The sequence below is a fragment of the Cohnella faecalis genome (assembly GCF_003570905.1).
GTDB classification, from domain to species: Bacteria; Bacillota; Bacilli; order Paenibacillales; family Paenibacillaceae; genus Cohnella; species Cohnella faecalis.
The window spans coordinates 952,236-977,080 of the sequence record NZ_QXJM01000039.1; the positions used below are offsets into that span (position 1 = coordinate 952,236).

The window sequence follows — 24,845 nt, forward strand, 5'->3', positions numbered from 1 at the left end:
GAGCATGATGTACGCAATTTAAAGTCCAAATCGGCCAAAGTGTATTATGATGGATATGAATTCGGACAATCGGCTTCTTTTTTAGGAAAGGAGGGGGCGGCACGAATGAAATACGGAAAAATAATTGGCGAAGGAAATACGGCAACCGTATATGAATGGGAGGAAGGTAAAGCGCTTAAGCTTTTCGTTCCGGGCTATCCTCAAGATGCGGCGGAAAGAGAGTTTCACAACGCCAAGGCTATCCATGGAATGAGCTTCGCAAAGCCCCAAGTCTATGACATGATTGGCTGCGAAGGGCGAACGGGCATCATCTATGATCGAGTGGAGGGCGAATCTCTGCTGGATTGGGTTTTGGGAACAGGCGATCTCCAGAGCTGCGCAAAATATATGGCAAAGCTGCATAAGACGATCGTTCAGCACGAAGTTAGCAACGTGCCGGATTACAAATCGTTTTTGAAATCGAATCTATTAAACGCGCCATCGGTTCATTTAACGGAACAAGAAGAAGCATTGGAGATTTTGGATACACTAGAGGATGGAGATACGCTTTGTCATGGCGATTTTCATCCGGGCAATATATTACTATCCAATGGGCAGACAACGGTAATAGACTTCATGAATGTGTGCCATGGCCATTTTTTGTATGACGTTGCAAGAACGGTATTTTTGGTGGAATATACACCGGTTCCGGTAGGTGCAGAGGATAGAGAAATGCTTCTGCGATTTAAGAAAACATTGGCAGACTTATATCTTATCGAAATGAATGTTACCCGACCAATGATACAAGACTATTTATCCGTGATTATTACGGCTAGAGCGGGTGAATGAATGCCCCGACGAATCGAAAAGGTCGGAGGTTGATAAAAAGTTGAAAAATGAATGATACGCTGTGCCTGAGGTGTTGCTATGTCCCCTAGCATTTTAATCGTTGATGACGAAGTCGATATTCTCAATATGCTCCGCGATTACTTTGAACTCACTGGCTATCGTGTCATGACGGCGGCAGGAGGCCGGGAAGCGGTGCGGCAAGCCGAGAAGCAGCCGGATCTTATTCTGCTGGACATCCATATGCCCGACTTCGACGGGCTGCAGGTTTGCGGGCAAATCCGGCATTTCGTCTCCTGCCCGATTTTATTTCTTACGGCCAGAGTAGAGGACAGCGATAAAATTAAAGGGTTTGGCGTCGGTGGGGACGATTATATTGTGAAGCCCTTTTCCATTGACGAGCTCGGAGCGCGAGTGGCCGCCCATTTGCGGCGCGAGCGTCGTCATTACGAATCGTCCAAAGTCAAATTCGACAGCGATCTCGTCATCGATTATTCCGAGCGCTTGCTGTATTTTAGAGGCGAAACGGTGAGCCTGGCCAAGAAGGAGTTTGGAATCATCGAATTGCTCTCGCAGCATGCCGGACAGATTTTCGACAAGGAACGCATCTACGAGCGCTTATGGGACTTCGACAATGGCGGCAGCAGCTCAGTCGTTGCGGAACATATACGGCGCATCCGGGCCAAGTTCGCTTCTTCCGGGATGAAGCCTTATATCGAAACTGTCTGGGGAGTGGGGTACAAATGGGCCAAATAACAGCCAGACTGCGGAATTTATCGTTCAAAGCATCGTTTGTCCTGTATGTGACGGCTTGCGTGCTGAGCGCCGCGGCCCTGTCGGCTGGCATTCTTCATCTGACAACTGTCTGGAATGAACGAATTTATTCGGCTGGGGAAACGACGGGCGCTACCTACTACCTTACTACGAAGGATGGCGAACGTCTGGGAGACGGAGTTGTTGTCAATACGGATCCGCCATGGCTGTCTGCAAGCGATAAGCGGAAGGTGGCCGTCCTGCAAGCCGTTTCGGCTGCATCGATACCCGTCGTATTTTCGGTTTGCGTCGTCGTTTCGGCATTTCTTTTCTACAGGAATAAGCTGAAGAAGCCGCTAGCCTTGTTAACTGCCGCTTCCGGACAAATAGAGCAAAACAATCTCGACTTTTCGGTGGCATACGGGGCGAATGATGAAATGGGCCGGCTGTGCGATTCGTTCGAAAAAATGCGAGCCGCCTTGCGGGAAAACCAACTGGAAATGTGGCGACAGGTAGAGGAGAGGAAACGACTCAACGCGGCTTTCTCCCACGATTTGCGCACGCCGCTCACCGTCCTGAAGGGACATAGCGATATGCTTCTGAAATACGTGCCGGACGGCAAAATGTCAAGCGAAAAAGTCGCGGCGACGGCAGCCGTCATAAAATCCCACATTTTGCGGCTGGAAAACTATGTCGATGCCATGAGCCGTCTGCAGAAGCTGGAGGATATTGCCTTTTGCAAGGCATACGTCACTGCCGGAGAGCTCGTGGAACGTTTGCATGCCAGCGGAGAAATTCTGTGCGCGGGCAATCGTCTGCAGGTGGACAACGCTTTGGCGGACGACGATTCCTTCCATGTGGACGTATCGTTCGTCATGCAAGTGTATGAAAACCTTCTTTCCAACGCCGCGAGATATGCCCAAAGCCAAATTCGCGTTACGCTGGCCGGTGAGGGGATGCTTTCTTTAACGGTTTCCGACGACGGGCATGGGTTTAGCGGCAAGGATTTGCTTGAGGCGACAAAGCCGTTTTACCGGTCAAGCGACAGCTCCGACAAAACCCATTTCGGGATGGGACTTACCATTTGCAAAGTATTATGCGAAAAGCACGGCGGATCGATCCGGTTGTATAATGATTCGGGCGGTGCGGCGGTTAAAGCCGTGTTTTAGCGGGAGCGATAATAGGGGACACCTGATTGCGCAAAGCAGTCAGGTGTTTTTTTCGTGTGGATAAAAAGTTGAAAATGATGAGGTAGGCTACTCTCAGGCGGGGAAAAAACTACTTTGAAAAGGAGCTGTCGATTTTGAGCGAGCCTCTCATTACCATCAGGGAATTAAACAAGTTTTACGGGAAGAAGCAAGCGTTGTGCAATGTCGATTTGGATATCGGGCAGGGGATGTTCGGTCTGCTGGGCAGGAATGGGGCGGGCAAAACGACTTTGATGAAAATACTTGCCGCGCTGCAATCCAAAAAAGCAGGAAAGGTTACGGTATGCGGTATCCCGATCGAGAACGCCAAGGAAATCCGGAAAATAACCGGCTATTTGCCGCAGGAATTTTCCATCTATCCGTCCATGCGCGTTGCAGAGGCGATGGATTACTTGGGACTGCTTGCTGGGATGAACGGTCGTGAGCGAAAAGAGCGTACAGAAATGCTGCTTGACCGGGTCAACCTCATCGAACACCGGAACAAAAAAGTAAAGGCGTTGTCGGGAGGGATGAAGCGTAGGCTCGGTATCGCGCAAGCGCTGCTGCACGACCCGAAGGTTCTGATCGTAGACGAGCCGACAGCAGGACTCGATCCGGAAGAAAGGGTTCGCTTTCGCAATTTGCTGTCCGAGGCGGCGGCGGAGAGAATCGTTATTTTGTCCACGCACATCGTCGGCGACATTGAGGCGACTTGCGAGGAAATCGCGATACTTGACAGCGGCAAGCTGCTGTACCGCGGGACGGTCGCAGCCCTTTTGCAAACTGCGGGGGGCAAGGTGTTCACCAAGGCGGCGGAGAAAAACGAAGTGCCCGGACTCAAATTGAAATACGCCGTTACCGGTATGCATACGCAAGGAAACAAAACCTATATCCGCCTGTGGTCCGATACGCCGGTACCGGACGCGGAAGTATGCGAGCCTAATATTGAAGACGCTTATATGCGGTACCTGTACCATAACGGAGCCTCTGCCGACCCTGCAGGAGGTGTGCGGTGATGCTGTTTTTTCGCGAATGCAAAAAAATCCTATTTTCGGTTACCTTTCTCCTTCTTATTGCGGGAGCGCTGCTGATGACGAGCTCGGAGGAGGTGCTTGATTTCAGCGGCCAGGCCATTGAAATGCCGAAACCGGGACAGGAAAGCTACGGCATGCAGAACAAGGATATTCCCGAAATCATTATGCCTGCAGCGCTTCAATCGCTATATCGTGAATTTGGCATAAACAGCTATACGGCGTATCCGATAGGCTTCTATAAGAAGGTGAAGCTGAATGAGAATAAACAGCGGCAAATGGCCGACATTCTCTCTGCGCTTACGGGAATTCCCGCAGACAAGCTTCAGGCGGCAGAAGGGGGAGCGGAAGACGCCGGCTTCTCCTTGCAAGGCGGCGAACTGAAATCCCAAGGCGATGGCCGCTATACGATTGACGTACCGGATAATACCTCTGCCAAGAATGACGCTCCTTCGCAGGTTGCGCCGAAGGATGGAATCGCCTACGACGATTTTAAAGCGTTCATGAAGCGGGCCAACAACCTGATCGGCGGCGGCTCGAGCTATTCCGAAACCTATCTTATCGGGTTCGGAAGCGTTCCGATCACTTACGAGGAAGCCGTCGAAAGCTATAAGTTAACGAAAGAGCGCGATCGTTTCACTGGAGCCTATGCCAGGCTGTTCGCAGATTACATCCTGATTATTCTTTCGGTTATGCCTGTATTTGTCGCGGTTGCTGTCTCCTTAAAGGACAAGCGCGCCGGCATCAGCGAGCTGATCTATACAAGGAGCGTCTCTTCCGCGAAAGTGATTGCGACGCGATATTCGGCTATTCTGCTGTGCGTGATGGTTCCCGTTATCGCGTTGTCCTATATTTCGAACGCTACCGCCTGGAAGCTTTACGACGGGATGACGTTAAATTATTTCGCTCCGCTTCAATACGAACTCGGCTGGATTTTGCCCTCCGTCATGATCTCCGCTGCGATCGGCCTGTTTCTGACGGAGCTTACGAATACGCCGATCGCCATTGCGGTTCAAGGGTTGTGGTGGTTTATTGATATGAATCAGGGAATTATGGAAAGTGCGGGCGGGTATTCGCTCCTTCGATTGATGCCGCGCCATAACTCGTTATCACGGACGCAAGATTTCCTCGATCAGCTCGACAGCCTTGTCGCCAACCGTTTGCTGATGGCCGGACTTGCGCTGATCTTGATCGCCGCGACAATTGTTGTTTACGAACAAAAAAGGAGGGGAAGATTCGATGGATTCGGCGTCAAGAAATGGTTTGCCGGCATGGTCAATCGCCAAAATAAATTTGCGGCATAATTTTCTGCCGTATTTGGCTCTGGCGGCGTTAATACTGATGTTGACGCCCGTATTGTTCGGAACGTCCGGCCTGGACAGTCAAGCTTCCGCGGCTCCGCTCGAATCGTGGGTTTCTCTTGTCGGGATCGTCCTGCTGACGCCGATTTTCCAGCCGGAGCAAAATCCCCACATCCGGGAGATCGTCTCTTCGAAATGGATGAGCCAGCTCTATGTTCATCTCATCCGCCTCATCTATTCGGGGGCCGCTTTACTCGCGCTTATCGGTCTATTTGTTCTCTATATGAAGTTCAACGACTGCAAGGTTACGCTTCCGCTTATGTTCGGAACAGTCGCTTCGGCTGTTTTCCTGGGCTCGCTCGGCATGCTGTCTTCGGCGGCAACGAATAATACGGCTGCTGCTTATATGATACCGGCGAGTTTTTACGCGATGAATCTGGTAGGCGGCGTCCGGCTGGGCAGCTTCGATTTATTTTCGATGATGGATGGACAGTACGACCAGAAAATCTGGCTGTTGGCGTCAAGCGCCGTTATGGTGTCGGTTTCGCTGGTACTTTCTGCCGCACATTCCGACCGTGTGGGGTGACTAGGTGTCATAGAGAGGAAGAAAGCACCTGCAAGCCATTCCTTGAAAAAGGACTAGCTTGCAGGTGCTTCGCGCTGTGTTACGGAGACCGAACTGCGGTTTATTTTATTGCATGAGCTCCAGCATTGGAAGACGAGGGATAGCTGCCTGCATCTTGCGGCCAATCTGGTTCAACATGTGCACTGGTTTAATCCGCTTGTTCATACGGCATCCAAAAGAAATAGGCGACAGAGCCGCGGGTGTCATGTCCAAGCAATGCCCTGCTCTGTTTTGAATACGCGGTATCCATTGTCTTATGGGCCTCATGCGATACCCCAAGCTGTCCATTTATGCCTTGCAAGCTCCCCTGGGGATGAGCGGGCTATTGGGTTATTCCAATTTTAATCGCTATTTTTGAAATTTATCATTTTCAGGTTGGGACAGCATCGTTTTGAAAATGATAAAATACGGTAACAATCGAAAATACTAAAAATGGAGCAGTGAAGCCCAATGACCTTAATTAGCGCAATCCTTGTAGCTGTCGTTGCCCTGGAGCATGTGTACATCTTGATTCTGGAGATGTTCATGTGGACGAAGCCGCGCGCTATGCGCATATTTGGAACAACGAAGCCGTTCGCGGAACAAACGAAAGCTTTGGCGGCGAATCAGGGGCTTTACAATGGGTTTCTGGCAGCGGGCTTAATATGGGGACTTGTGCATCCCGATTCGGCGTTTGGCCGTCAGATTCAATTGTTCTTCCTTATTTGCGTGCTCGTAGCTGCCGTTTACGGCGGCTTATCGGCGAAGAAGTCCATCCTTGTTACACAAGGGTTGCCCGCGCTTATTGCTTTGCTGTTTGTACTTGTTAGTTGATGCCTCAAAAAAGAAGGAGTGCTGAGCAATGAATTTAGAGACGGTTATGCAGGAGCTTGAAGCTCTCGGCAAGGAACGAACGAAAAAAATCTACGTATCCAATGGCGCGCACGAACCGCTTTTTGGCACGGCTACAGGCGAAATGAAGCCAATCGCCAAAAAAATTAAACTAAATCAGCCGTTGGCTGAGCAGCTTTACGCTACCGGGAACTACGACGCCATGTACTTTGCCGGCGTAATCGCAGACCCAAAAGCGATGACGGAAGCGGATTTTGAGCGTTGGATCGATGCGGCTTATTTTTTTATGCTGTCCGACTATGTGGTTGCGGTAACGTTGGCGGAAACAGACATTGCGCAAAAAGTGGCCGATCAATGGATCGCCAGCGGCGAAGAGTTGAGAATGTCGGCGGGCTGGAGCTGTTACTGCTGGCTGTTGGGCAGTCGCCCGGACAGCGAATTTTCCGAGAGCAAGCTGGCCGATCTGCTTGAAAGGGTGAAAAATACGATTCACAGCTCCCCCGAGCGCACGAAATACGCGATGAATAATTTTATTTACACCGTAGCGACATCCTATTCGCCGCTCCACGATCAGGCGGTTGCGACCGCAAAGACGGTAGGCCCGGTAGAAGTCAAAAAAGACAAGAAAAAAAACAGCTTCCTGAATGCTTCCGAAAATATTCAAAAGGCTGTCGATAGAGGGCAGCTTGGCTTCAAACGCAAATATGTAAGATGTTAAATCCTCTTTCGTTTTTTGGTTCACGTTGTCAACTATGAGCTTATGAGCTATAGTGGGGATAATTTAATAGTGGAGTACGGGTGCTGGATGGAGTCCGGCTGAGATAGGGAACGTTATTTCCCTGACCGTTAATCTGAACCAGGTAATGCTGGCGTAGAGAACGTATCGAATCGTAACCATTCGTATATTCTCGAATGGTTTTTTTCTATTGTTCGCGCAGTTGATAGAAACATATAAAGAGGGCGAGGGTTGTTAGTGAGTCGATTTAGCGAAAGGCTGTACCGTGCAGCTCAAGAAATATGGATAAAGAGTCATCGGCACCCGTTTTTGACGGAATTGAGAGAAGGGACGCTGGATCCCGGGCGCTTCATCTATTATCTCAAGCAGGATTATGTGTATCTTATCGATTATGCGAAGATGTTCGCTATAGGCAGTATAAAGGCCAGAGATCTTGAGACGATGGTCAAGTTCGCAGAGTTGCTTCACTCCACGCTGAACGTGGAGATGGAGCTTCACCGCCAATATGCGGAGCGCTTCGGCGTGACGCGCGAGCAGTTGGAGCAGACGCGGCCTTCTCCAACTACAGTCGCTTATACGAAGTATATGCTGGATGCCGCTGCACAAGGCTCGCTGGCCGAGGTGGTAGCGGTCCTGCTCCCGTGTATGTGGAGTTACCGGGAGATCGGCACCGCGTTCATGAAATTTCCCGGCGCTTTGGACCATCCGTTGTATCGGGAGTGGATCTTAATGTACGGCTCCGAGGAATTCGGTGCGCTTGCCGACTGGTGTATCGGTCTAATGGATCGTTTGGCGGAAGGTCTGCCTGAGCAGGAGCTTGCGCAGCTGGAGGAACGTTTCGTTGCCGCATCCAAGCTTGAATATTTGTTCTGGGATATGGCTTATCGGCAAGAAGAGTGGCCGGTTTGAGTGCAGCCAGGAAGGATGGGAGGCCGATCGCGTTATCGGTTCGCGGGCTAAGCTTTTCCTTTCCCGGAGCGCCGTCTCTGTTCCGAGAACTGGACTTCGATATTAAACAAGGCGAGTTCGTCAGCGTTCTTGCGGCTAGCGGTGTAGGAAAGACTACCTTATTCCGGCTGCTGGCCGGACTGCTGGCCCCTCAAGCCGGAACGATCGCTATTGGAGCGGAGGGAGTCTCGGCAGCAGCGGCAAGCAAGCTTGGCAAGCTCGGTTATATGCCCCAAAAAGATTGCCTGATGCCATGGAGAACCGTGCTGGATAATGCGGCTCTAGGTCTGGAGCTAGGCGGGACGACGAAGCGGGAAGCTCGTCGTCAGGTGCTGGAGCTGCTTCCGGGCCTAGGACTGGAAGGAACCGAGCGCAAGTACCCTCACGAGTTGTCCGGCGGCATGCGCCAAAGAGTATCTTTCTTGCGCTCCCTTCTGGGAGGAGGAGAGCTGTTTCTTCTGGACGAGCCTTTCAGCGCTTTGGATGCGATGACGCGCGTCGGTATGCAAGAATGGCTGATGCAAGTATGGGAGCAGCACCGCAAAACCGTGTTGTTCATCACTCATGACGTAGACGAAGCGCTGCTCTTATCCGATCGGGTGCTTGTAGCTGCGAAATCTCCTATTACAACGCTTAGCGAGCTTGCCGTGGAATTGCCTCGCCCCGCAGCTATGAAACAGCGATGGACGAGGCATTCATTAGCTTGAAGTGGCAGTTGCTAGGGTTGATTGGACGCGGTACCGGCAGCTCGGAAGGAGGGAGGATATGAGACGCAGTCTTTCGGCCTATGTGCCCGTGCTCGTTTTCGTCCTGCTTCTGGCTGCCGGGTGGGAAGCCGGAACGACGATTTTTGACATTCCGCATTACATCATTCCTAAGCTGTCGGATGTGTTGGTCTCCATGTGGGACAACGGACGGCTGCTTGGGAAGCATTTTGTCGTCACCCTCGGGGAGGCTTTGCTTGGGCTCGGGATTTCCGCCGTATTTGGCGTGCTTGCTGCCGTATGGATTGAAAGCTCGGGCTTGGCGAAAAAGACGATCTATCCGTTAATTGTCATGTCCCAGACGATTCCCATTATCGCGTTATCGCCGATTATGGTCATGTGGTTCGGCTATGAAATATGGAGCAAGGTTGCCGTTGTGATCCTGTTCACCTTCTTTCCCATTGCCGTGAATACGGCGGATGGGTTCCGTTCTGCAGATCCCGACATCGGAGAGCTGATGCAGACGATGGGAGCCGGCAAGCTCGACCGCTTTCTCAAATGGAAGATTCCATCCGCTCTGCCGGGATTTTTCACCGGTTTGAAGATGGCTGCCGCTATAAGCGTTGGAGGCGCTACGCTGGGGGAATGGCTCGGAGGGGAAACCGGCTTGGGGATGTACACGAAGCGAGCATCCAATATGCTGCGCGGCGAAGCGGTGTTCTCGGGCGTGCTGCTGCTGTCGGCCATGGGCGTTCTGTTGTTCCTCGCGGTGCAGTGGGTGGAAAAAGCGACTCTTGTTCGCCGCAGAAGCTAGAAATGAATCTAATAAAAGTCATTAAAGGGGATTTTACAATGAAATTTCGTCAGTGGAAAAAGAGCGCATGGTTATCTACAGCTCTAGCATTGGTGTTAATAGCAGCCGGATGCAGCTCCAATAAGCAAGCGGAGCCTGCGGAAACCGAGCTTACGGTGCTGCTGGACTGGTACCCGAATGCCGTGCATACGTTCTTGTATGCTGCCGAGGAGCAGGGATATTTCAAGGAAGCGGGTTTGAAGGTAAAGCTGCAAACGCCGGCGGATACGAATGATGCGCTTAAGCTGGTGGCGACAGGCAAAGCCGATTTGGCGCTCAGCTATCAAATGCAGGTGGCGATATCGCGCTCCGAAGACATACCGATCGTATCCGTCGGTGCGATTGTTCGCCATCCGCTCAATCAATTAATGGCGCTTGAATCGAGCGAGATTCATAGTCCCAAAGATCTGATCGGCAAAAAAATCGGCTACCCCTCGATTCCTCTAGATGAAGCTATCGTCAATACGATGGTGAAATCGGACGGCGGAGATCCATCAAAGCTGACTTATGTGGACGTCGGCTGGGATCTGATTCCGGCGATGACCACTAAGAAGGTGGACGCTATCATCGGCGGCTATGTGAATCATGAGAAGCTGTTATTGGAGAAGGAAGGCGAGAAGCTGATTACCTTCGATCCTTCCCAATATGGAGTTCCGGATTATTACGAACTGGTTCTGACGGCAAGCGAGGATGGACTCAAGAGCAAGAGCGATGCGATCAAGAAATTTCTGGCGGCATCTGCCAAAGGGCAAGAGTATACCGTGAGCCACCCGAATGAAGCTCTGCAAAACTTATTGGATAAGCAAAGTACGGAGTTTCCGCTGGACGCCGAAGTCGAGAAAAAAAGCTTGGCTATTTTGCTTCCTCTGATGGATGCGGGGACGGAGCCTTTCGGCAGCCAATCCGAGCAATCCTGGAGCTCCATCTTGAATTGGCTGACGGAGCATGGTCAATTGAAGAAGGAAGTCAAGGCAGAGCAAGCATTCCGCAATTTATAAGGCGAAGGGAGTCTGACGCGTGGACGGACGATATTCAAGGCAGATGCTGTTTGCGCCGATCGGCGAAGACGGACAGCGGAAGCTCAAGAGCAGCGCGGTATGCATTGTCGGAATGGGCGCGCTAGGCACTGTGTTGGCCAATCATATGGTAAGAGCCGGCGTAGGCTTGGTGCGTTTTGTCGACCGGGACTATGTGGAGCAAAGTAATTTACAGCGGCAGATGTTATACGACGAAGAAGATGTGCATAACGGTTATCCGAAGGCGATTGCTGCGGAGAAGAAGCTTCGCAAGATCAATTCAGATGTCCGGCTCGAGGCGATTGTGGCGGATGTCACCGTTCATAATATCGAATCTCTGCTTCAGGGCATGGACCTGGTTCTGGACGGCACCGATAATTTCCAAACGAGATTTCTACTGAATGACGCATGCTTTCGTATGGGGATTCCGTTTACTTACGGCGGCGCCGTCAGCTCGCGGGGCATGAGCGCCATTCTGGTTCCGGGGAGTACCCCTTGCTTGCGCTGCATGATTCAATCTGCTGATGCCAACGGGCAAACCTGCGATACGATCGGCGTGATTTCGCCTGTGGTCGACATCGTCGCTTCCTATCAGGCTGTTGAAGCGTTGAAGTATCTGGTCGATGCTGACGGACAGCGAAGAAACAGCTTGGTCACTTTTGATTTGTGGAACAACCACTATTATGAAATGAAGCTTGCGGAGCCGAGGAATAACTGTCCCTGCTGTCAGTTGAAAGTATATCCCGCCCTGAATACGACAGAGCAGGACTCGGCGATTTCCTTATGCGGCCGAGGTACAGTGCAGATGGCCGGGAGCGGGCCGCTCGATCTGGAGCTATGGCGCCAAAGGCTGGAGCCTGCGACTGTGAAGGTGACTGTGAATGCTTATCTGCTTCGGGCAGAGCTGCCGGATGGCGAAAGACTCGTACTGTTTCCCGATGGCCGCGTATTCGTTCAGGGGACGGATGACGTGGTTCGAGCCAAAACCTTGTATGCCCGATATATCGGATCTTAAATGGAGGTTATGCGATGATGAAGGATTTTCGTCTATATGCCATAACGGGAGAGCAATTCCACCCGAATCGGGATTTGATCGAGGTGATGGAGGAAGCTATTCTCGGCGGAGTGGATATCGTTCAGCTGCGGGATAAAACAAGCGGCAAACAAGAGCTGCTGCGGAAAGCTAGGGCGCTTCGGGAGCTGACTCGCAAGCATGACGTGACCTTTATCGTTAACGACCACATCGATATCGCGATGGAAGTCGATGCAGACGGGATTCATCTCGGTCAGGGGGATCTGCCCTTGCCCGAAGCTAGAAAAATCGTCGGCGGCAAAATAATCGGCATATCGACGCATGCGCTTCAAGAAGCGTTGCTGGCTGAGAGCCAAGGCGCGGATTATATCGGAGTCGGTCCCGTCTTCCGAACGGCGACCAAAGCGGATGTCGTAGATCCGGTGAGCGTCCGGTATGTGCGGGAGGTTGCGCAATTCATTAAAATTCCTTTCGTTGCGATTGGCGGAATTAAGCTGAACAATGTGGATGAAGTAATCGATGCGGGAGCGACGCGAATTTGCGCGGTTAGCGAAATTGTCGGGAGCAGCGATGTGAGAGGAACCTGCGAAGCGTTTCTCGGCAAGCTGAAGAGATAGGAGTGAGCGTATGGAGCTTATTATTAATGGATTGAAGCAGGAGTTGGATGCTCATACGATCCAGGATGTAATCGAGCATTACGGATTGGCCGGTAAGCCGATCGTTGTAGAGGCGGACGGGGCTGTTCTTACAGCCGAGCAATGGGCGGTCACCGTAGTTCGTCCTCATATGCAAATTGAGCTTGTACATTTTGTCGGGGGAGGTTAACAGACGATGCCGGATTTTTTTCGTATTGGCAAGCATGAATTGTCTTCCCGATTTTTTATAGGCACGGGTCTTTTTCCTAATCCATACGTTCAGATGGAAGCGATCAAAGCCTCGGGCGCTCAGGTGCTGACCTTTGCTATTCGGCGAATAAACCTGGAAGCGACTGAAGATGATTCTATCCTGCAGCATTTGCAGAATGAATCCTATATCTATCTTCCGAATACATCCGGTGCGAGCACGGCCGACGAAGCTGTCCGTATCGCCCGTTTGGCGCGCGCTTCCGGCTTGAGCGATTGGATTAAGGTAGAAATTAGCGCAAATGAACGTACGTTGCTTCCGGACCCTATTGAAACCTTAAAGGCAACGGAAGTACTCGTCAAGGAAGGCTTTACAGTTCTTCCTTATATATCGGACGACCCTGTCATATGCAAACGTCTTGAAGAGGCCGGAGCTGCGGCTGTTATGCCGGGAGCAGCCCCGATCGGTACCGGGCTGGGAATCCTCAATTCCTATAACTTAGGTTTAATCGTCGAGGAAGCGAATGTGCCTATCATCGTAGATGCCGGCCTTGGTTCCGTGAGCGATGTGGCCCAAGCTATGGAGCTTGGGGTATCCGGCGTACTGATGAATACCCCTGTAGCCAAAGCGAGGGACCCCGTCGGGATGGCGCAAGCTATGAGAATGGGCATTGAAGCAGGGCGGCTTGCTTATCTATCGGGTCGGATCGAGAAGAAGCGGTATGCGTCGGCAAGCAGCGGTTTTGAAGCGTACAAATTGAAATAACGCAATGGCGAGGAGAGCTGGTCTTGGGATGAAAGAGAGCATTGTGGTGATGGGAGGGGGAGTCGTCGGTTTATCCTGCGCGTTTGAATTACAGAGACGGGGACACCAAGTGACGGTTCTGGAAATCAATCGTTGCGGGGGGCAGGCTTCCGGTGCCGCTGCCGGTATGCTCGCACCCTATTCCGAGAATGTGGAAGGGCCCGATGCCTTTTTTCAACTATGTTTGGAAAGTCTGCGGCTATATCCCGAGTGGCAACAAAACGTTAAGCAAGCTTCCGGTCAGACGTTTGAATACACGAACTCGGGAAGTCTTTATATTGCCTACCATGAGGCGGATTTGCTGGCGCTGGAGGGAAGACTTCTCTGGCAGGGGCAATACGGTTCTTCCGGCAAAATAATAGAAGGGGATGCTTTATTCCGTCTGGAGCCTAATTTATCGCGGAATGTACGGGCAGCTCTGCATACACCGGAAGAGAGTCATGTATATGCTCCGCATTATGTAAGAGCGCTTGAGCAAGCCTGTCGGTTAATGGGAGTAACGATCCACGAGAATTTGGATAAGCTGACCATTGTCGAGTGGCAACGAGAAATTCTCATACAGTCAACGGATCAACGGATGTTCAGCGGAGATCAATTGGTTGTTTGCTCCGGGGCATGGGCACAAGAGCTTTCCGATACGTTCGGTATCCGAATTCCCGTGTACCCGATTCGCGGACAAATTTGTGCTTATGAGGTAGACGAGAAACCGGTTCATCATATGGTTTTTGGCAATCAGGGCTATCTGGTGGCCAAAGAAAATTCCACGCTCGTGTGCGGGGCTTCGGAGGATGTCGCCGGATTCGATACTTCGGTAACGGACAAGGGGATCGAGCGGCTGAGAAAGTGGAATAAACAAGCTTTTCCTTTTCTTGAGGACAGAACTCCTTTTCATCGGTGGGCTGGCTTGCGCCCTTCCACGCAGGACGGACTTCCTCTGATTGGAGCTTTGAGCGGCTCTAGCCGTGTTGTTTTTGCAGTCGGGCATTATCGTAACGGCATACTGCTCAGCCCGGCTACCGCCATGCTTGCCGCTGATTGTATCGAAGGGAAGAATACGGCGGCCTATAATCAAGCTTTCTCGCCGGAACGGTTTGGAAGATGAGGAGGTGTTAAACGTAGTCATGGATAAGGAATCAGGACGAAAAGTTGCCCGAGCTCTAACTATTGCAGGTTCCGACAGCGGCGGGGGCGCAGGCATTCAAGCGGATCTAAAAACCTTTCAGGAGCTTGGCGTCTATGGCATGTCTGCCATTACGGCAGTGACGGCGCAGAATACCCTAGGGGTACAAGCGGTATATCCGCTGAGTTCGGAAGCGGTTGCGCAACAAATCCGCGCAATAGGCAGCGATATTGGAGCGGATGCCGTTAAGACGGGCATGCTGTTTAGCAGCGAAATTATACTTGCCGTTGCGGGAGTTATCCAGGAGCTTGGATGGACGAAGGTTGTAGTGGATCCCGTTATGATCGCCAAGGGCGGTTCCGTTCTGTTGCAGGAAGAGGCCATCCGTGCCCTAACGGGAACGCTGCTGCCGCTTACAGCGGTTGTAACGCCTAACATACCTGAAGCGGAAAAACTGACAGGCATGGACATTCTTGGTAGAACGGACAAAGAGGAGGCGGCTAGACGTCTCGCTGGTTTCGGCGCTCAACATGTCATTATCAAAGGTGGTCACGATTCGGGCACGGAAGCCGTAGACTTGCTGTTCGATGGCCGTTATTTTACCGAGCTGGCAAGCAAGCGAATAGCTACCGGCCACACGCATGGCACGGGGTGCACATTCTCAGCCGCTCTGGCTGCGGGGCTTGCCCAAGGACTAGACATAGAAAGCTCTATGCAACAGGCCAAAGCTTTTATACAAGCGGCTATTGAAGATGGAATCCATATCGGCGGCGGCCGCGGTCCGACCAACCATTGGGCGTACCGACGGAGCCGATTGCCTCTGTCTAATACTTAAGCGGCCGTTTTTTAATCTCGCTGAGCTAACTTGATAGCTAGTATGGAGGGACTGTCCCGGAAGGTCTGCAAAGACCATAGGGATGGTCCCTATTTCAGTGTGATCGAGAGCGTAACAGTAGGACGAGGTACCATACATTCGGCGAAAAATGTGATCGAGGGCGCAACAGTGGGACGAGGTACCATACATTCGGCGGGATGCGTGATCGAGAGCGCAACAGTGGGACGAGGTACCATACATTCGGCGGGATGCGTGATCGAGAGCGTAACAGTAGGACGAGGTGCCATACATTCGGCGAGAAGTGCGGTCGAGAGCACAACAGTGGGAAGAGGTACCATACATTCGGCGAGAAGTGTGATCGGGAGCGCAACAGTAGGACGAGGTATCATACAATCGGTGAAAAGTGTGATCGAGAGCGCAACAGTCTGACGAGGTACCATACAATCGGTGAAAAGTGTGGTCGAGAGCACAACAGTGGGAAGAGGTACCATACATTCGGCGAGAAGTGTGATCGGGAGCGCAACAGTAGGACGAGGTACCATACAATCGGTGAAAAGTGTGGTCGAGAGCGCAACAGTGGGAAGAGGTACCATACATTCGGCGGGAAGTGTGAACGGGAGCGCAACAGTGGGACGAGGTACCATACATTCGGCGAAAAATGTGATCGAGAGCGCAACAGTGGGAAGAGGTACCATACATTCGGCGGGATGCGTGTTCGAGAGCGCAACAGTCTGACGAGGTACCATACATTCGGCGAGAAGTGCGGTCGAGAGCGCAACAGTGGGACGAGGTGCCATACAATCGGCGGGATGCGTGGTCGAGCGCGCTCCTTTTTGTACAAAAGCTGCAAGCCAAAAAAATTTGTCCATTGTAACAAAGCCGAATAATGGTTACGATACTAAACGATAATGATTATCATTATCTAGATAAAAGGGCAATGGTTGAGGAGGAGACAGCATGGCGCAAGCAAAGAAAGCCGTTCCGGTGCTTATGGTTCTCATCATGATGGGGGCATTATTGATCGCGTGCGGAAAAAATTCAAACGGTGCAGCCGATGAGTCCAAAGCGACTCATGAAGCGGCGAAGGAAACGGCTTCGCCGGAGTCGAAGGCGGCGGAGCCCGTTACCCACATAGTGACAGACTGGACGGGACATCAAGTAGAGGTGCCGACCCATCCGAAGAGAGTCATCTATCACGGGGAAGTAACGGGCGATGTTTTGGCACTCGGCGTGACACCGGTCGGCGCGTTGAAGGGCAGCGGCACGGTATACGACGATCGGTTAACGTCTACGGAAGACATCGGATTCCCGATCAACTTGGAGAAATCGATGGCGCTCCAGCCCGATCTGATCATTTTCTCGAACAACGACGAGCAGCAATACGAGCAGCTGGCCAAAATTGCTCCGACTGCCACCTTCGATTCCTTCGCATCGCTTGAGAATCGCTTGCGAGCTCTTGGCGACTTGTTAGGCAAGAAGGACGAGGCGGAGGCCTGGCTGCAAAACTATAATGCGGAAAAAGCGGCGATGTGGACGGGACTGCGCGAGCAAACGATTAAGGAGAATGAGACGGCATCGGTCTTTACGATGTACCCGGGCAATCGCTTGTTCGTGATGGCGGGAGCCGGATTGCCGCAATTCCTCTATGATGAGCAAGGCTTTAAGCCGCTGGCGAAGGTGCAGGAGCTCATCGATCAAGGCACGGGCTTTATCGAAATATCTGCCGAAACGATGCAGGAGTACGCGGGAGATCGCATCTTTATTCTGAATCCGGTCGATCCTGCGGCCCAGGAATCTACCAATGAGCTGATGAAGGGAAGCGTATGGAACAGCATTCCCGCGGTCAAGAACGGTTACGTTTACCGCTTTGACATCTTGAAAGCGTCCGGCGACGCGCTCTCGAGAGAGTGGATGCTGCAGGAGCTTCCGAAGGCGCTGAACCCATAAACGATAGGAAAAAGAAGCTTTCAATGTATATTGAAAAGCTTCTTTTTTTTGACTATAATTTTAAGTGATAATTATTCTCAATTAAAGCGAGGGGAAAAACGGCATGCACGTTCTGGGTAGAGCGAAAGCGCCTCTGCGGGAGCTCTCATTTCAATTGCGGCAAGTCGAGCTGGTGACATGCACGCCGGAATGCGTCTACGCGAAGAAGCCGGCAGACGTCCATACGCTTCTTGTTTGCGGCAACGGGAAGGGCAAGCTTTACAAGGATGACGAGGTGCTGTTATTTTCCAGAGCCAGCGCTTTTTTGCTGCCTCCGCAAGCTTCTTATCAATTCAAAAGCAGCGACGATCAGCCTGTAGAGTGCTGCAAGATTACATTTTCGGTGACCAGAATGGACCCATCCGGCTCTCCCAAGCTTTTTCGGGACGAACTTTTTCCGCATAGAAACGAGCTTAGAGTGTATCCCTCCTCGCAATTGATGGAGATGGCCGAAGCGATCTATAGAGGCGAAGAGCAGCAGGAGGGGATGGCCTATTTTGAGCAAAACATGGACTTTCTGAAGCTGATGAATTTCGTGCTGCGCCAACATCTTCCGTCGGACGAAGATGAGTCAAGCGCAGTGGTTGCCGTGGAGCGCACCGTTCGCTATTTGCAGCTTCATTATTTCGATAAAATTACGGTCGGCCAGCTGGAGCGGCTGTCCGGACTTCCGAGCGGGCAGTACTCCGCTGTATTTAAGGAATTGACGGGCAAGAAGCCGCTGGATTACTTGACTGAGCTTCGCATCCGGCATTCGCAAAGCCTGTTGCTGGAGACTAACGAATCTTTGCGTCATATTGCGGAGAGAGTGGGCTTTACCGACGAATATTATTTCAATCGCAGATTTCGCCAAACGACCGGAATGTCTCCAAGGCAATACGCAGCATCGATGAAGGGGAGAGTCCGCGTAAGGGATTGGGCTGGGCACGATGTTATTATTCCGGCAAAACCCTCGCGGATTATGTTCTACGGCGAAACGATTGAGGATTTGCTGGCGCTGGGCATTCAGCCGGTCGGCGGGGGCTGCACGGTGGAAACGGCCGGTTCGATCTTGAAAACGCCACGCTGCTGAAGCCGGATTTAATCATTTTGGACAAAGAGGACGAAGAGGAATACGAGCGGATTTCCGCTATTGCCCCAACGCTGACCTATAATTCGTTCGATTCGCTTCAGGAACGATTGACGACTCTAGGAAGGTGGCTGGGCAAGGAGAAGGAGGCACAGCAGTGGCTGGATCGCCATGCCGCAAGCTTAGAGGCGATGTGGAAGAAGCTCGGAGCCTTCATTAGAGAAGGAGAGACGGCTGCGGTATTCGTCCATCACCGGGGCAAGCAATTATTCGTAATGGGGACTATCGGCTTAACTACTGTGCTTTATCATCCCGACGGCTTCCGTCCGACCGGGCAGGTCAAAGCCATGCTAAACGCCAAAATGGCATATAAGGAAATAACGCTGGACGATCTGCAAAGCTATGCGGGAGATCGGATTTTCATGCTGCTGCCGAGCAGCCCGGTATCGAGAAGCGCCTTGGAGGAAACATTACAGAGCCCGTTATGGCGGGACATTCCGGCTGTGAAGAACGGGCTTGTCCATATGGTCGACGAGCTCACCTGGAATTGCGGAGATGCGAATACGATCGGCAGATTGGCGGACAAGCTTTCGAAGCTTCTTGCTTAGAGAGGTGAAGCCTATTTACAAGAAAAGCAGAGATCGCCGCAATAAGCGAGAACGCTTATTGCGGCGACCGGATCAGGATGGAACAGAAAGCTACAGCCGTGAAAGGCGATGCAGTTCGAACGTGTTCATGACCGCAGTACCCATTTCCTCATTTGTCGCATTCGTCGGGAGCGAGATCCCCTTTTCCTCATCCCAGTCGGAAGTTACTCCTATGCCCGGGTAGAAGATGTACTGCGAATCGGGTGTTAAGATCGCACGAACAAATAAATATTCTTTGTGGAGCTTCTTCCAGCTCTTAATGCCTGTGAGATGAGCGATAACATAGACATGATCTCGTTTTAGGTATGTCTCTTGAATGGCAACTTCAAAGGCTTCCCTTGTTTTTAGCCCAAGCTGTTCCATTATGAGAGGAGGTTCGATTATTTGTGGCTTATTAACATTTGTACGCACCCCTTGATCATTTTTGGCATAGGGGATGACCAGAAGGGTATCTTTTTTATCCTTATAAACATAAATAGTGTACAGCTCTTCCAATAGGATCCCTCCTGAACTTAATCTAAAATAATATTTATGCTAATCGGTTTGTTCCCCTTGCTAATTTCCTCTGCGTACTTTCTTGCATCATTAATATCATCCCATTGCTGGGGAGTCAGCGCAATGTCTTTCCGTAACACGATCTCAAAAGTCTTGGAATCGTAAGCGTCTTCCGTTACTTCAACACCCATTCTATGGTCGCGCTTAAATCTATTAATCCTTCTAAGCTCCTGCCTTAATGCTTTCTTCAAGCTCGTATAGCTTTTCAAGGATTGATCGATGCTTTTACGGCTTTTAATGATTCTATTCACACTATCCAGATGATCCATTACCGGGAAGCAGTTGCAAGGAGGAACGTCCAGATTATGACCATACTTATCGTTAAAAAATTTCCCGCGTTCAACGGGAGCCATCTTCGACCATACCGCGCTGTTATCGCTGGCGACTGCGCTGGAGAGCTTGGCGGAGTCCGCTTTCAGTATATCTTGCGATCTTAAATACATTGTTTCGGTAACAAGCGCCACACCGGCTAGAACTAGCCCTCCTGCGGCTGCAGTAACGGCCTCGGTAGCCAGCGCTCCCGATACGACGATTCCTCCGCCTGTCAGCGCTAACGCGCTGGTAGCAAGCGCCATTGTACCCGCTATTCCCGCTAATGCAAATGATGCTCGAGCAGCATCGCCGGACCCAAAGGTAGCCATTGCAAAGCCGGCAATGAATGCTGCGTCGGTGTAGGTTTTACCGCGCATGAAATAGTAATTGTCTTCCGGCGGTATGTAGCCGACCGTCAAGTCTTTTATTCCTTGCGCAGCGCCGAAAAAGAGATTGTCATCGACGCCGACCATAACTCCTTCAAAGAACATTGCAATATCTTCATCCGTCAAACGATACAAGCGAAGCGTACGCACCGTGTTCTTGACGTATTCGACGAGTCCGTCTTCGATATTATTATGGCCTGCTTTCTCTGCCAGGAACGACAAAGATTGGCCCAGCGCGGACTCTTCAAAAAAGTCTTCAATAAACGAGAAGTCCGGCAGATCGCTTTCGTATGGCGTGTCATCGTAATCGTCATTAATCAAATCTTCGTCGACGTCCGCATAGCGAGGATCGCTAATGAAAGTGAAGTAAGGATAGCGGGTCACTCCATATTGCGGAGGGTACGGAGACGGAACTTGCGGCGCGATAAATTCATCCGCTTCGTAGCCGTCGAGCACTCCATCGCCGTCGGTATCGGGATTCGTAGGATCGGTATGAATGATTTCTCCCCAGTAGGTGCGCATACCGATCGTTTCTACCGTATCTGGCAATCCGTCCTCATCGAGGTCTGTCGGATCAATCTGGCCGATCGTATCGTCTTCGATTCTGTCAAACGCATCTTTCAGTTGGTCGCTGGTAGCAATTTGATAATATTTTCCGCCTGTTTGCTGCGCGATCGAATTTAACAAGACGGTGTCGATCGAGTATCCCAATCCGACCGTATACACTTGAATCTGATTCTGAATAGCGCGAGTTGTCGTAGATGAATAGTAAGTTCCTTCGCCATCAGTCAAAAGAATGATAATCTTTTTGTTCCTTGGCTGCGCATAGCCGGAAAGCAGCTCGTCAATTCCGGCGTTGACGGCGCTGTCGATGTTCGTTCCACCTGAAGAGTCAATAGAATCAATTGCTCCGTTAATGGAATCTTTGTTTTTGGTCAGATGGATTTTGATCGTAGCATAGCTGTCCAAATCAACTACAGCGCCTTGATCTTCCGACAAGAAGGCTTGGACGAATTTTTTGGCGGCTTCCTGACGGAGGTTGGTCGGGTCGTTCCAGTCCATGCTTCCGGAACTGTCTATAGCAAATACGATATCGTAATATTGCGTTTCCGGCGTTCCGCTTCCGCGTTTGTAAGGCAGCTCTTGTCTCCACGCGTCGAACCATTCTTTCCGGTCAATCAGGAGATATTGGCTGAAATGGGTTACTTCTGTCGCAACGGTATGATTGACAGTGTCGACAGTGGAAGGAAGCAACTCTATCCTTTGATTGTCTTCATCGAACCATGCAACAGCCAAGTCATTCGGATTAGTCGCACCTAGCAGCGATTCATCGTAAGCAAATGTGATCGTTGCTTGGTCGAAGGAGCCGTCTGTGTGGAAATCGACGGGATCGCTGGCCAATCCGGCAACGCGGCTTGTGCCGTAATCTTTGCCGAACATATTGGTAATCGTTGTTTTTCCGGGCTGTCCTTCGAATGAAACGGCGACTTGGGTTGCGATATTATTCGGATTGGCAGTTTCGTTATCCAATGAGGCGACAGTCGTTTGCGCATAGCTTTCTTCGTTATCCGCCGTTCCGTCGCCATCGCTGTCTGCTGCAAGGGGATTAGTCCCTAACACGAACTCTTGTCCATCCGTAACGCCGTCCCCGTCTGTATCGGGGTTCTTAGGATCGGTTCCGAACGTGTGCACCTCGAAGCCGTCCAATAGTCCGTCTTTGTCCGTATCTTGCTGCAAGGGATTCGTGCCGAGAGCGAGCTCGTCCGTATTGCTCAGTCCATCTTGATCGGCATCTTCAAGTCCATCCGCCGTTCCGTCGCCGTTCGAATCCGGTAATAAGGCGTCGGTTTTCAAAATAATAATTTCGCAGCCGTCAGGAAGTCCGTCCCCGTCTGTATCTGCCAGTTGAGGATTGGTTCCGTAGGACGCTTCCAGATTGTTGTTTAATCCGTCTGAATCGCTGTCCGGAATGGCTACTTCTGCGTAAACCTCGTTTGAAACGGCGCTCTCGCCTTTGCGGTTGGTTACAACAACCGTATAATGGTAGCCTCCGTCAATAACGATGCTTCTGTCCTCATAGACGGAAGACGATACGGTAGCAATATCTTTATATTCGCCGAAGCCTTTCCTCTTGACCGTATAGGTCATTTTATTGTCGGCAGCCCAATTCAAAACAACGAATCCGTCATACGTTTGCATGCCAACTACCGGAGGCTGAGGCACAGAGCTATTGACCGTTACTGTCGATGTTGCCGTATGACCCCCATCTTCGGATACGGCGGTAATCGTCGCAGTTCCTTCAGCATGAGCGGTTACGAGTCCTTCGGATGTAACGGAAGCGACGGTGGAATCCGATGAGCTCCAGGCAACCTTTTTGTTGGAGCTGTTATCGGGAGTGAAAATGACGTTTAATTGTTCGGTTTCGTCCTCAAACAGGTCAATAGCGGGTTTGTCAAACATAATGCCGACGGCAGGCACGGTGGTCGTAATTTGCGTAACCGCTTTTGGACCGCTTGCCGTAGATACAGTAATTACAGAGGTTTCCACCGCCGTATTGCTTGCTTGGAAAACAGCTTCGCCCAAATAGTCGGTTACGGCAGAAGCAGGAACTGCAAGGCTCCCCGTCGCTGTTAGTTGAAGCGTATAGTCCGGTATGCCGTTGCCGAACCGGTCGTGGAGAGTTGCTTTAATATTGGCAAGCTGTCCGACTGACAATGAAGCCGGCTCGGCTTGCAACGACAACGAATACGGCATGCCAGGAACAAATTGAATAGAAGTTGAGCCGGATACGGCGCTTCCGCCGATAGTTGCGGTAACTGTAGTCGTTTCCGCCCTTTCGTTCGACACAGGTACGTTGGCTTCGCCGTTCATATCCGTCGTGACAGAAGCTGGCAGCGCAGCCTGCCCCGTTGCGGACAGAAGAACCGGCGTTTGCCGGATTGGATTATTGAACGTGTCGAGAACGCGAAGGCGGGCGGTTGTCGGCAAGCCTACAGGAGCAGGCCCGGCGGGAGAAGTTAGCGTCAATAGAGCCGGCTTCCCGATTCTGTGATCTTGCTTGAAATTGTTGTCCCAGTAAGTAACTCCGTTCACCATATAGGCGATTGCAAACTTGACATCTCCTGCATGAGAAGGAAGATTGACATTGAAATCCCAATATTCCAAACTATTGTTGCTGTTTGGAAGCATTCCGGCATAAGCGGCGGGCTGCTCCAGATAGGAGGCCCAGTTATCGGTGGAATAACGAATTTTGACTTGTTTGCTGTAGGCGATATTTTTCAGATAGATTCGACCCGAGAAGGAGTTCATAGGACCGTATCCGGCATTATCTAAAGCGACGAAGGACTTGGCGAGAATGCGGTCCGGAGCCGAGCTTCCTCCGATGCGGTAGTCCTGATTGTTATTGTTATCCCAGTAGGTTTGGCCATTCACAACATACTTAATGGCAAATTGAACCGGAGATGTCGTATCCGCAATGATCTGCTTAAATGTCCAAGCTTCTAAATTGCCTTCCGTTTTGCCTGCATAAGCGGCCGGAATGTCGCTCCACTGTCCGTTATTAGTTTTGTAGTGGATATAGACTTGCTTCTGATAGGCGAGATTGGCGACCTCGACTGCGCCGCTAAACTCGTAGCATCCGGACGGACAGCCTTTCACCGTTTTTGCGAACAAAAGCTTTACTTGCCCGGCATTGCTTTGCGCGCTAGCCGATCTGTCGAATGCACTAGGCATCAGAGAGATTAGCATTGCAAAAATAATGCTCCAAACGATCCATTTTCTCATTTTCATGCTCCCTTTTTCCTTTTTTTCCAAAGCCCTCCTATCGTGTCAAATGAACTTTAACAGGAAGTGAACAGTTGATTAACGAGAAATTAACAGTGAGAGATGGTAGAATTAGTAATTGAAAGAGTCCGAGGATAGAGCTTTCAGCTCCCTGTCACTCTTTCGATGCAGCCAAATACGACGAATTGTTCGGGAGGAGAACCGATGTCAGACAGCTTATGGGTCGAAGTTTTTATCGATAATTACAATACCGATGTAGTCATCCGCAACATTAAGCTTGAATGGGGAAGATTGTATAAATTAGAAGACAGGAGCACCGAAATTAGCGCCGACTCGCTCAACGGAACCGTCATCAAAGCGGGCAAAAAGCTATGGGTTTGCGCATGCGGCCGCAGCTGGTCCCCATCGGGAACGGAAGGCAGCTTCCAATTGTTCGATCTTGAAGACAAGTTGATCGGCACGTATTCCTGGGATTGTCCGCTGGGGAAACGACTAAATAAAACCACCTGGACCAAGAACGACGACACCAACTTCCGATTCGACTTTCACCCTGGGAACGGCAACTACGGCGGATACGAAAAACGGGACGGCACTCACATAGGAAGAGTCACGCTTCGCATTTGGGACGCGAGCAAGCCGCCTTACACTCGCGGATAATGCGG

At 51.1% G+C, this 24,845-nt stretch carries 24 protein-coding genes and 1 pseudogene; 23 read left to right on the forward strand and 2 right to left on the reverse strand.

Annotated elements, in window-relative coordinates; genetic code table 11:
* Positions 1 to 105 precede the first annotated feature (105 nt).
* The 22 genes and pseudogenes from D3H35_RS17260 to D3H35_RS17365 all read left to right on the forward strand — a co-directional run bounded on the left by D3H35_RS17260 (position 106) and on the right by D3H35_RS17365 (position 19,108).
* Positions 106 to 828 carry an aminoglycoside phosphotransferase family protein gene (locus D3H35_RS17260; protein ID WP_119150485.1) on the forward strand — a complete coding sequence of 241 codons (723 nt, stop codon included), beginning with the start codon at positions 106 to 108 and terminating at the stop codon, positions 826 to 828.
* Positions 829 to 906: 78 nt separating this feature from the next.
* Complete coding sequence (locus D3H35_RS17265; RefSeq protein WP_119150486.1) at positions 907 to 1,581, forward strand: response regulator transcription factor; 675 nt, start codon at positions 907 to 909, stop codon at positions 1,579 to 1,581.
* The gene (locus D3H35_RS17270) at positions 1,569 to 2,747 is read left to right on the forward strand and encodes a HAMP domain-containing sensor histidine kinase (protein WP_119150487.1); all 1,179 of its coding nucleotides are present in this window, start codon (positions 1,569 to 1,571) and stop codon (positions 2,745 to 2,747) included. The genes D3H35_RS17265 and D3H35_RS17270 overlap by 13 nt, the downstream gene beginning before the upstream one ends.
* A 134-nt stretch (positions 2,748 to 2,881) precedes the next feature.
* Complete coding sequence (locus D3H35_RS17275) at positions 2,882 to 3,781, forward strand: ABC transporter ATP-binding protein (protein ID WP_199728534.1); 900 nt, start codon at positions 2,882 to 2,884, stop codon at positions 3,779 to 3,781.
* Entirely contained in the window at positions 3,781 to 5,100 is a 1,320-nt protein-coding gene (locus D3H35_RS17280; RefSeq protein ID WP_119150488.1) for a hypothetical protein, read from the forward strand. The genes D3H35_RS17275 and D3H35_RS17280 overlap by 1 nt, the downstream gene beginning before the upstream one ends.
* A gap of 37 nt (positions 5,101 to 5,137) precedes the next feature.
* Complete coding sequence (locus D3H35_RS17285) at positions 5,138 to 5,683, forward strand: ABC transporter permease (protein WP_119150489.1); 546 nt, start codon at positions 5,138 to 5,140, stop codon at positions 5,681 to 5,683.
* An 87-nt stretch (positions 5,684 to 5,770) separates the two neighbouring features.
* Positions 5,771 to 6,067, forward strand: a pseudogene (locus D3H35_RS34875) (M56 family metallopeptidase); the annotation flags it as partial.
* A 105-nt stretch (positions 6,068 to 6,172) separates the two neighbouring features.
* Positions 6,173 to 6,535 (forward strand): DUF1304 domain-containing protein, encoded by a 363-nt coding sequence (locus D3H35_RS17295; RefSeq protein WP_119150491.1) that lies wholly within the window; start codon positions 6,173 to 6,175, stop codon positions 6,533 to 6,535.
* A 28-nt stretch (positions 6,536 to 6,563) separates the two neighbouring features.
* Positions 6,564 to 7,271, forward strand: coding sequence for a DNA alkylation repair protein (locus D3H35_RS17300; RefSeq protein WP_119150492.1), 708 nt, complete (start codon positions 6,564 to 6,566; stop codon positions 7,269 to 7,271).
* A 255-nt stretch (positions 7,272 to 7,526) separates the two neighbouring features.
* A complete protein-coding gene (tenA, locus tag D3H35_RS17305) occupies positions 7,527 to 8,198 on the forward strand; it encodes a thiaminase II (protein ID WP_119150493.1) in 672 nt (223 codons plus the stop codon).
* Positions 8,195 to 8,944: an ABC transporter ATP-binding protein gene (locus D3H35_RS17310; RefSeq protein ID WP_233567972.1), complete on the forward strand. Its 750-nt coding sequence runs from the start codon at positions 8,195 to 8,197 to the stop codon at positions 8,942 to 8,944. Before tenA ends, D3H35_RS17310 begins: the two co-directional genes overlap by 4 nt.
* Positions 8,945 to 9,002: 58 nt before the next feature.
* Entirely contained in the window at positions 9,003 to 9,755 is a 753-nt protein-coding gene (locus tag D3H35_RS17315) for an ABC transporter permease (RefSeq protein ID WP_119151196.1), read from the forward strand.
* 38 nt (positions 9,756 to 9,793) lie between these two features.
* Positions 9,794 to 10,792 carry an ABC transporter substrate-binding protein gene (locus tag D3H35_RS17320; RefSeq protein ID WP_119150494.1) on the forward strand — a complete coding sequence of 333 codons (999 nt, stop codon included), beginning with the start codon at positions 9,794 to 9,796 and terminating at the stop codon, positions 10,790 to 10,792.
* Positions 10,793 to 10,811: 19 nt separating this feature from the next.
* Complete coding sequence (locus D3H35_RS17325; protein WP_233567973.1) at positions 10,812 to 11,825, forward strand: ThiF family adenylyltransferase; 1,014 nt, start codon at positions 10,812 to 10,814, stop codon at positions 11,823 to 11,825.
* Between the two features lie 17 nt (positions 11,826 to 11,842).
* Entirely contained in the window at positions 11,843 to 12,460 is a 618-nt protein-coding gene (thiE, locus tag D3H35_RS17330) for a thiamine phosphate synthase (protein WP_119151198.1), read from the forward strand.
* 10 nt (positions 12,461 to 12,470) lie between these two features.
* Positions 12,471 to 12,668 (forward strand): sulfur carrier protein ThiS, encoded by a 198-nt coding sequence (thiS, locus tag D3H35_RS17335; RefSeq protein ID WP_119150495.1) that lies wholly within the window; start codon positions 12,471 to 12,473, stop codon positions 12,666 to 12,668.
* Between the two features lie 6 nt (positions 12,669 to 12,674).
* On the forward strand, positions 12,675 to 13,451 hold the full coding sequence (locus D3H35_RS17340; RefSeq protein WP_119150496.1) for a thiazole synthase: 777 nt from the start codon (positions 12,675 to 12,677) through the stop codon (positions 13,449 to 13,451).
* A gap of 28 nt (positions 13,452 to 13,479) precedes the next feature.
* Complete coding sequence (gene thiO / locus D3H35_RS17345; protein WP_119150497.1) at positions 13,480 to 14,592, forward strand: glycine oxidase ThiO; 1,113 nt, start codon at positions 13,480 to 13,482, stop codon at positions 14,590 to 14,592.
* 19 nt (positions 14,593 to 14,611) lie between these two features.
* Entirely contained in the window at positions 14,612 to 15,445 is an 834-nt protein-coding gene (gene thiD, locus D3H35_RS17350; protein ID WP_119150498.1) for a bifunctional hydroxymethylpyrimidine kinase/phosphomethylpyrimidine kinase, read from the forward strand.
* Between the two features lie 957 nt (positions 15,446 to 16,402).
* Entirely contained in the window at positions 16,403 to 17,392 is a 990-nt protein-coding gene (locus D3H35_RS17355; RefSeq protein WP_119150499.1) for an ABC transporter substrate-binding protein, read from the forward strand.
* A 103-nt stretch (positions 17,393 to 17,495) separates the two neighbouring features.
* The gene (locus D3H35_RS17360) at positions 17,496 to 18,503 is read left to right on the forward strand and encodes an AraC family transcriptional regulator (protein WP_119150500.1); all 1,008 of its coding nucleotides are present in this window, start codon (positions 17,496 to 17,498) and stop codon (positions 18,501 to 18,503) included.
* A 17-nt stretch (positions 18,504 to 18,520) separates the two neighbouring features.
* The gene (locus tag D3H35_RS17365) at positions 18,521 to 19,108 is read left to right on the forward strand and encodes an ABC transporter substrate-binding protein (protein WP_233567974.1); all 588 of its coding nucleotides are present in this window, start codon (positions 18,521 to 18,523) and stop codon (positions 19,106 to 19,108) included.
* A 90-nt stretch (positions 19,109 to 19,198) separates the two neighbouring features.
* On the opposite strand, the gene D3H35_RS17370 is transcribed toward D3H35_RS17365, so the two are convergent.
* Both D3H35_RS17370 and D3H35_RS17375 read right to left on the reverse strand, forming a co-directional pair.
* Complete coding sequence (locus D3H35_RS17370; protein ID WP_119150502.1) at positions 19,199 to 19,642, reverse strand: hypothetical protein; 444 nt, start codon at positions 19,640 to 19,642, stop codon at positions 19,199 to 19,201.
* Positions 19,643 to 19,659: 17 nt separating this feature from the next.
* Positions 19,660 to 24,183, reverse strand: a complete 4,524-nt coding sequence (locus D3H35_RS17375) for a VWA domain-containing protein (RefSeq protein WP_158594157.1) — start codon at positions 24,181 to 24,183, stop codon at positions 19,660 to 19,662.
* 204 nt (positions 24,184 to 24,387) lie between these two features.
* Here D3H35_RS17375 and D3H35_RS17380 point away from each other — a divergent pair, with 204 nt between their 5' ends.
* Positions 24,388 to 24,840, forward strand: a complete 453-nt coding sequence (locus tag D3H35_RS17380; RefSeq protein WP_158594158.1) for an aegerolysin family protein — start codon at positions 24,388 to 24,390, stop codon at positions 24,838 to 24,840.
* Positions 24,841 to 24,845 lie beyond the last annotated feature (5 nt).

Excerpts from the sequence above, each read along its gene's own strand:
- D3H35_RS17265 (WP_119150486.1), top strand. The coding sequence starts at position 907 with ATGTCCCCTAGCATTTTAATCGTTGATGACGAAGTCGATATTCTCAAT.
- D3H35_RS17270 (WP_119150487.1), top strand. The coding sequence starts at position 1,569 with ATGGGCCAAATAACAGCCAGACTGCGGAATTTATCGTTCAAAGCATCG.
- D3H35_RS17380 (WP_158594158.1), top strand. The coding sequence starts at position 24,388 with ATGTCAGACAGCTTATGGGTCGAAGTTTTTATCGATAATTACAATACC.
- D3H35_RS17340 (WP_119150496.1), top strand. The coding sequence starts at position 12,675 with ATGCCGGATTTTTTTCGTATTGGCAAGCATGAATTGTCTTCCCGATTT.
- D3H35_RS17360 (WP_119150500.1), top strand. The coding sequence starts at position 17,496 with ATGCACGTTCTGGGTAGAGCGAAAGCGCCTCTGCGGGAGCTCTCATTT.
- D3H35_RS17285 (WP_119150489.1), top strand. The coding sequence starts at position 5,138 with ATGTTGACGCCCGTATTGTTCGGAACGTCCGGCCTGGACAGTCAAGCT.
- D3H35_RS17315 (WP_119151196.1), top strand. The coding sequence starts at position 9,003 with ATGAGACGCAGTCTTTCGGCCTATGTGCCCGTGCTCGTTTTCGTCCTG.
- D3H35_RS17260 (WP_119150485.1), top strand. The coding sequence starts at position 106 with ATGAAATACGGAAAAATAATTGGCGAAGGAAATACGGCAACCGTATAT.
- D3H35_RS17320 (WP_119150494.1), top strand. The coding sequence starts at position 9,794 with ATGAAATTTCGTCAGTGGAAAAAGAGCGCATGGTTATCTACAGCTCTA.
- D3H35_RS17300 (WP_119150492.1), top strand. The coding sequence starts at position 6,564 with ATGAATTTAGAGACGGTTATGCAGGAGCTTGAAGCTCTCGGCAAGGAA.
- thiO (WP_119150497.1), top strand. The coding sequence starts at position 13,480 with ATGAAAGAGAGCATTGTGGTGATGGGAGGGGGAGTCGTCGGTTTATCC.
- D3H35_RS17280 (WP_119150488.1), top strand. The coding sequence starts at position 3,781 with ATGCTGTTTTTTCGCGAATGCAAAAAAATCCTATTTTCGGTTACCTTT.
- thiE (WP_119151198.1), top strand. The coding sequence starts at position 11,843 with ATGAAGGATTTTCGTCTATATGCCATAACGGGAGAGCAATTCCACCCG.
- D3H35_RS17295 (WP_119150491.1), top strand. The coding sequence starts at position 6,173 with ATGACCTTAATTAGCGCAATCCTTGTAGCTGTCGTTGCCCTGGAGCAT.
- D3H35_RS17355 (WP_119150499.1), top strand. The coding sequence starts at position 16,403 with ATGGCGCAAGCAAAGAAAGCCGTTCCGGTGCTTATGGTTCTCATCATG.
- D3H35_RS17375 (WP_158594157.1), bottom strand. The coding sequence starts at position 24,183 with ATGAGAAAATGGATCGTTTGGAGCATTATTTTTGCAATGCTAATCTCT.
- thiS (WP_119150495.1), top strand. The coding sequence starts at position 12,471 with ATGGAGCTTATTATTAATGGATTGAAGCAGGAGTTGGATGCTCATACG.
- thiD (WP_119150498.1), top strand. The coding sequence starts at position 14,612 with ATGGATAAGGAATCAGGACGAAAAGTTGCCCGAGCTCTAACTATTGCA.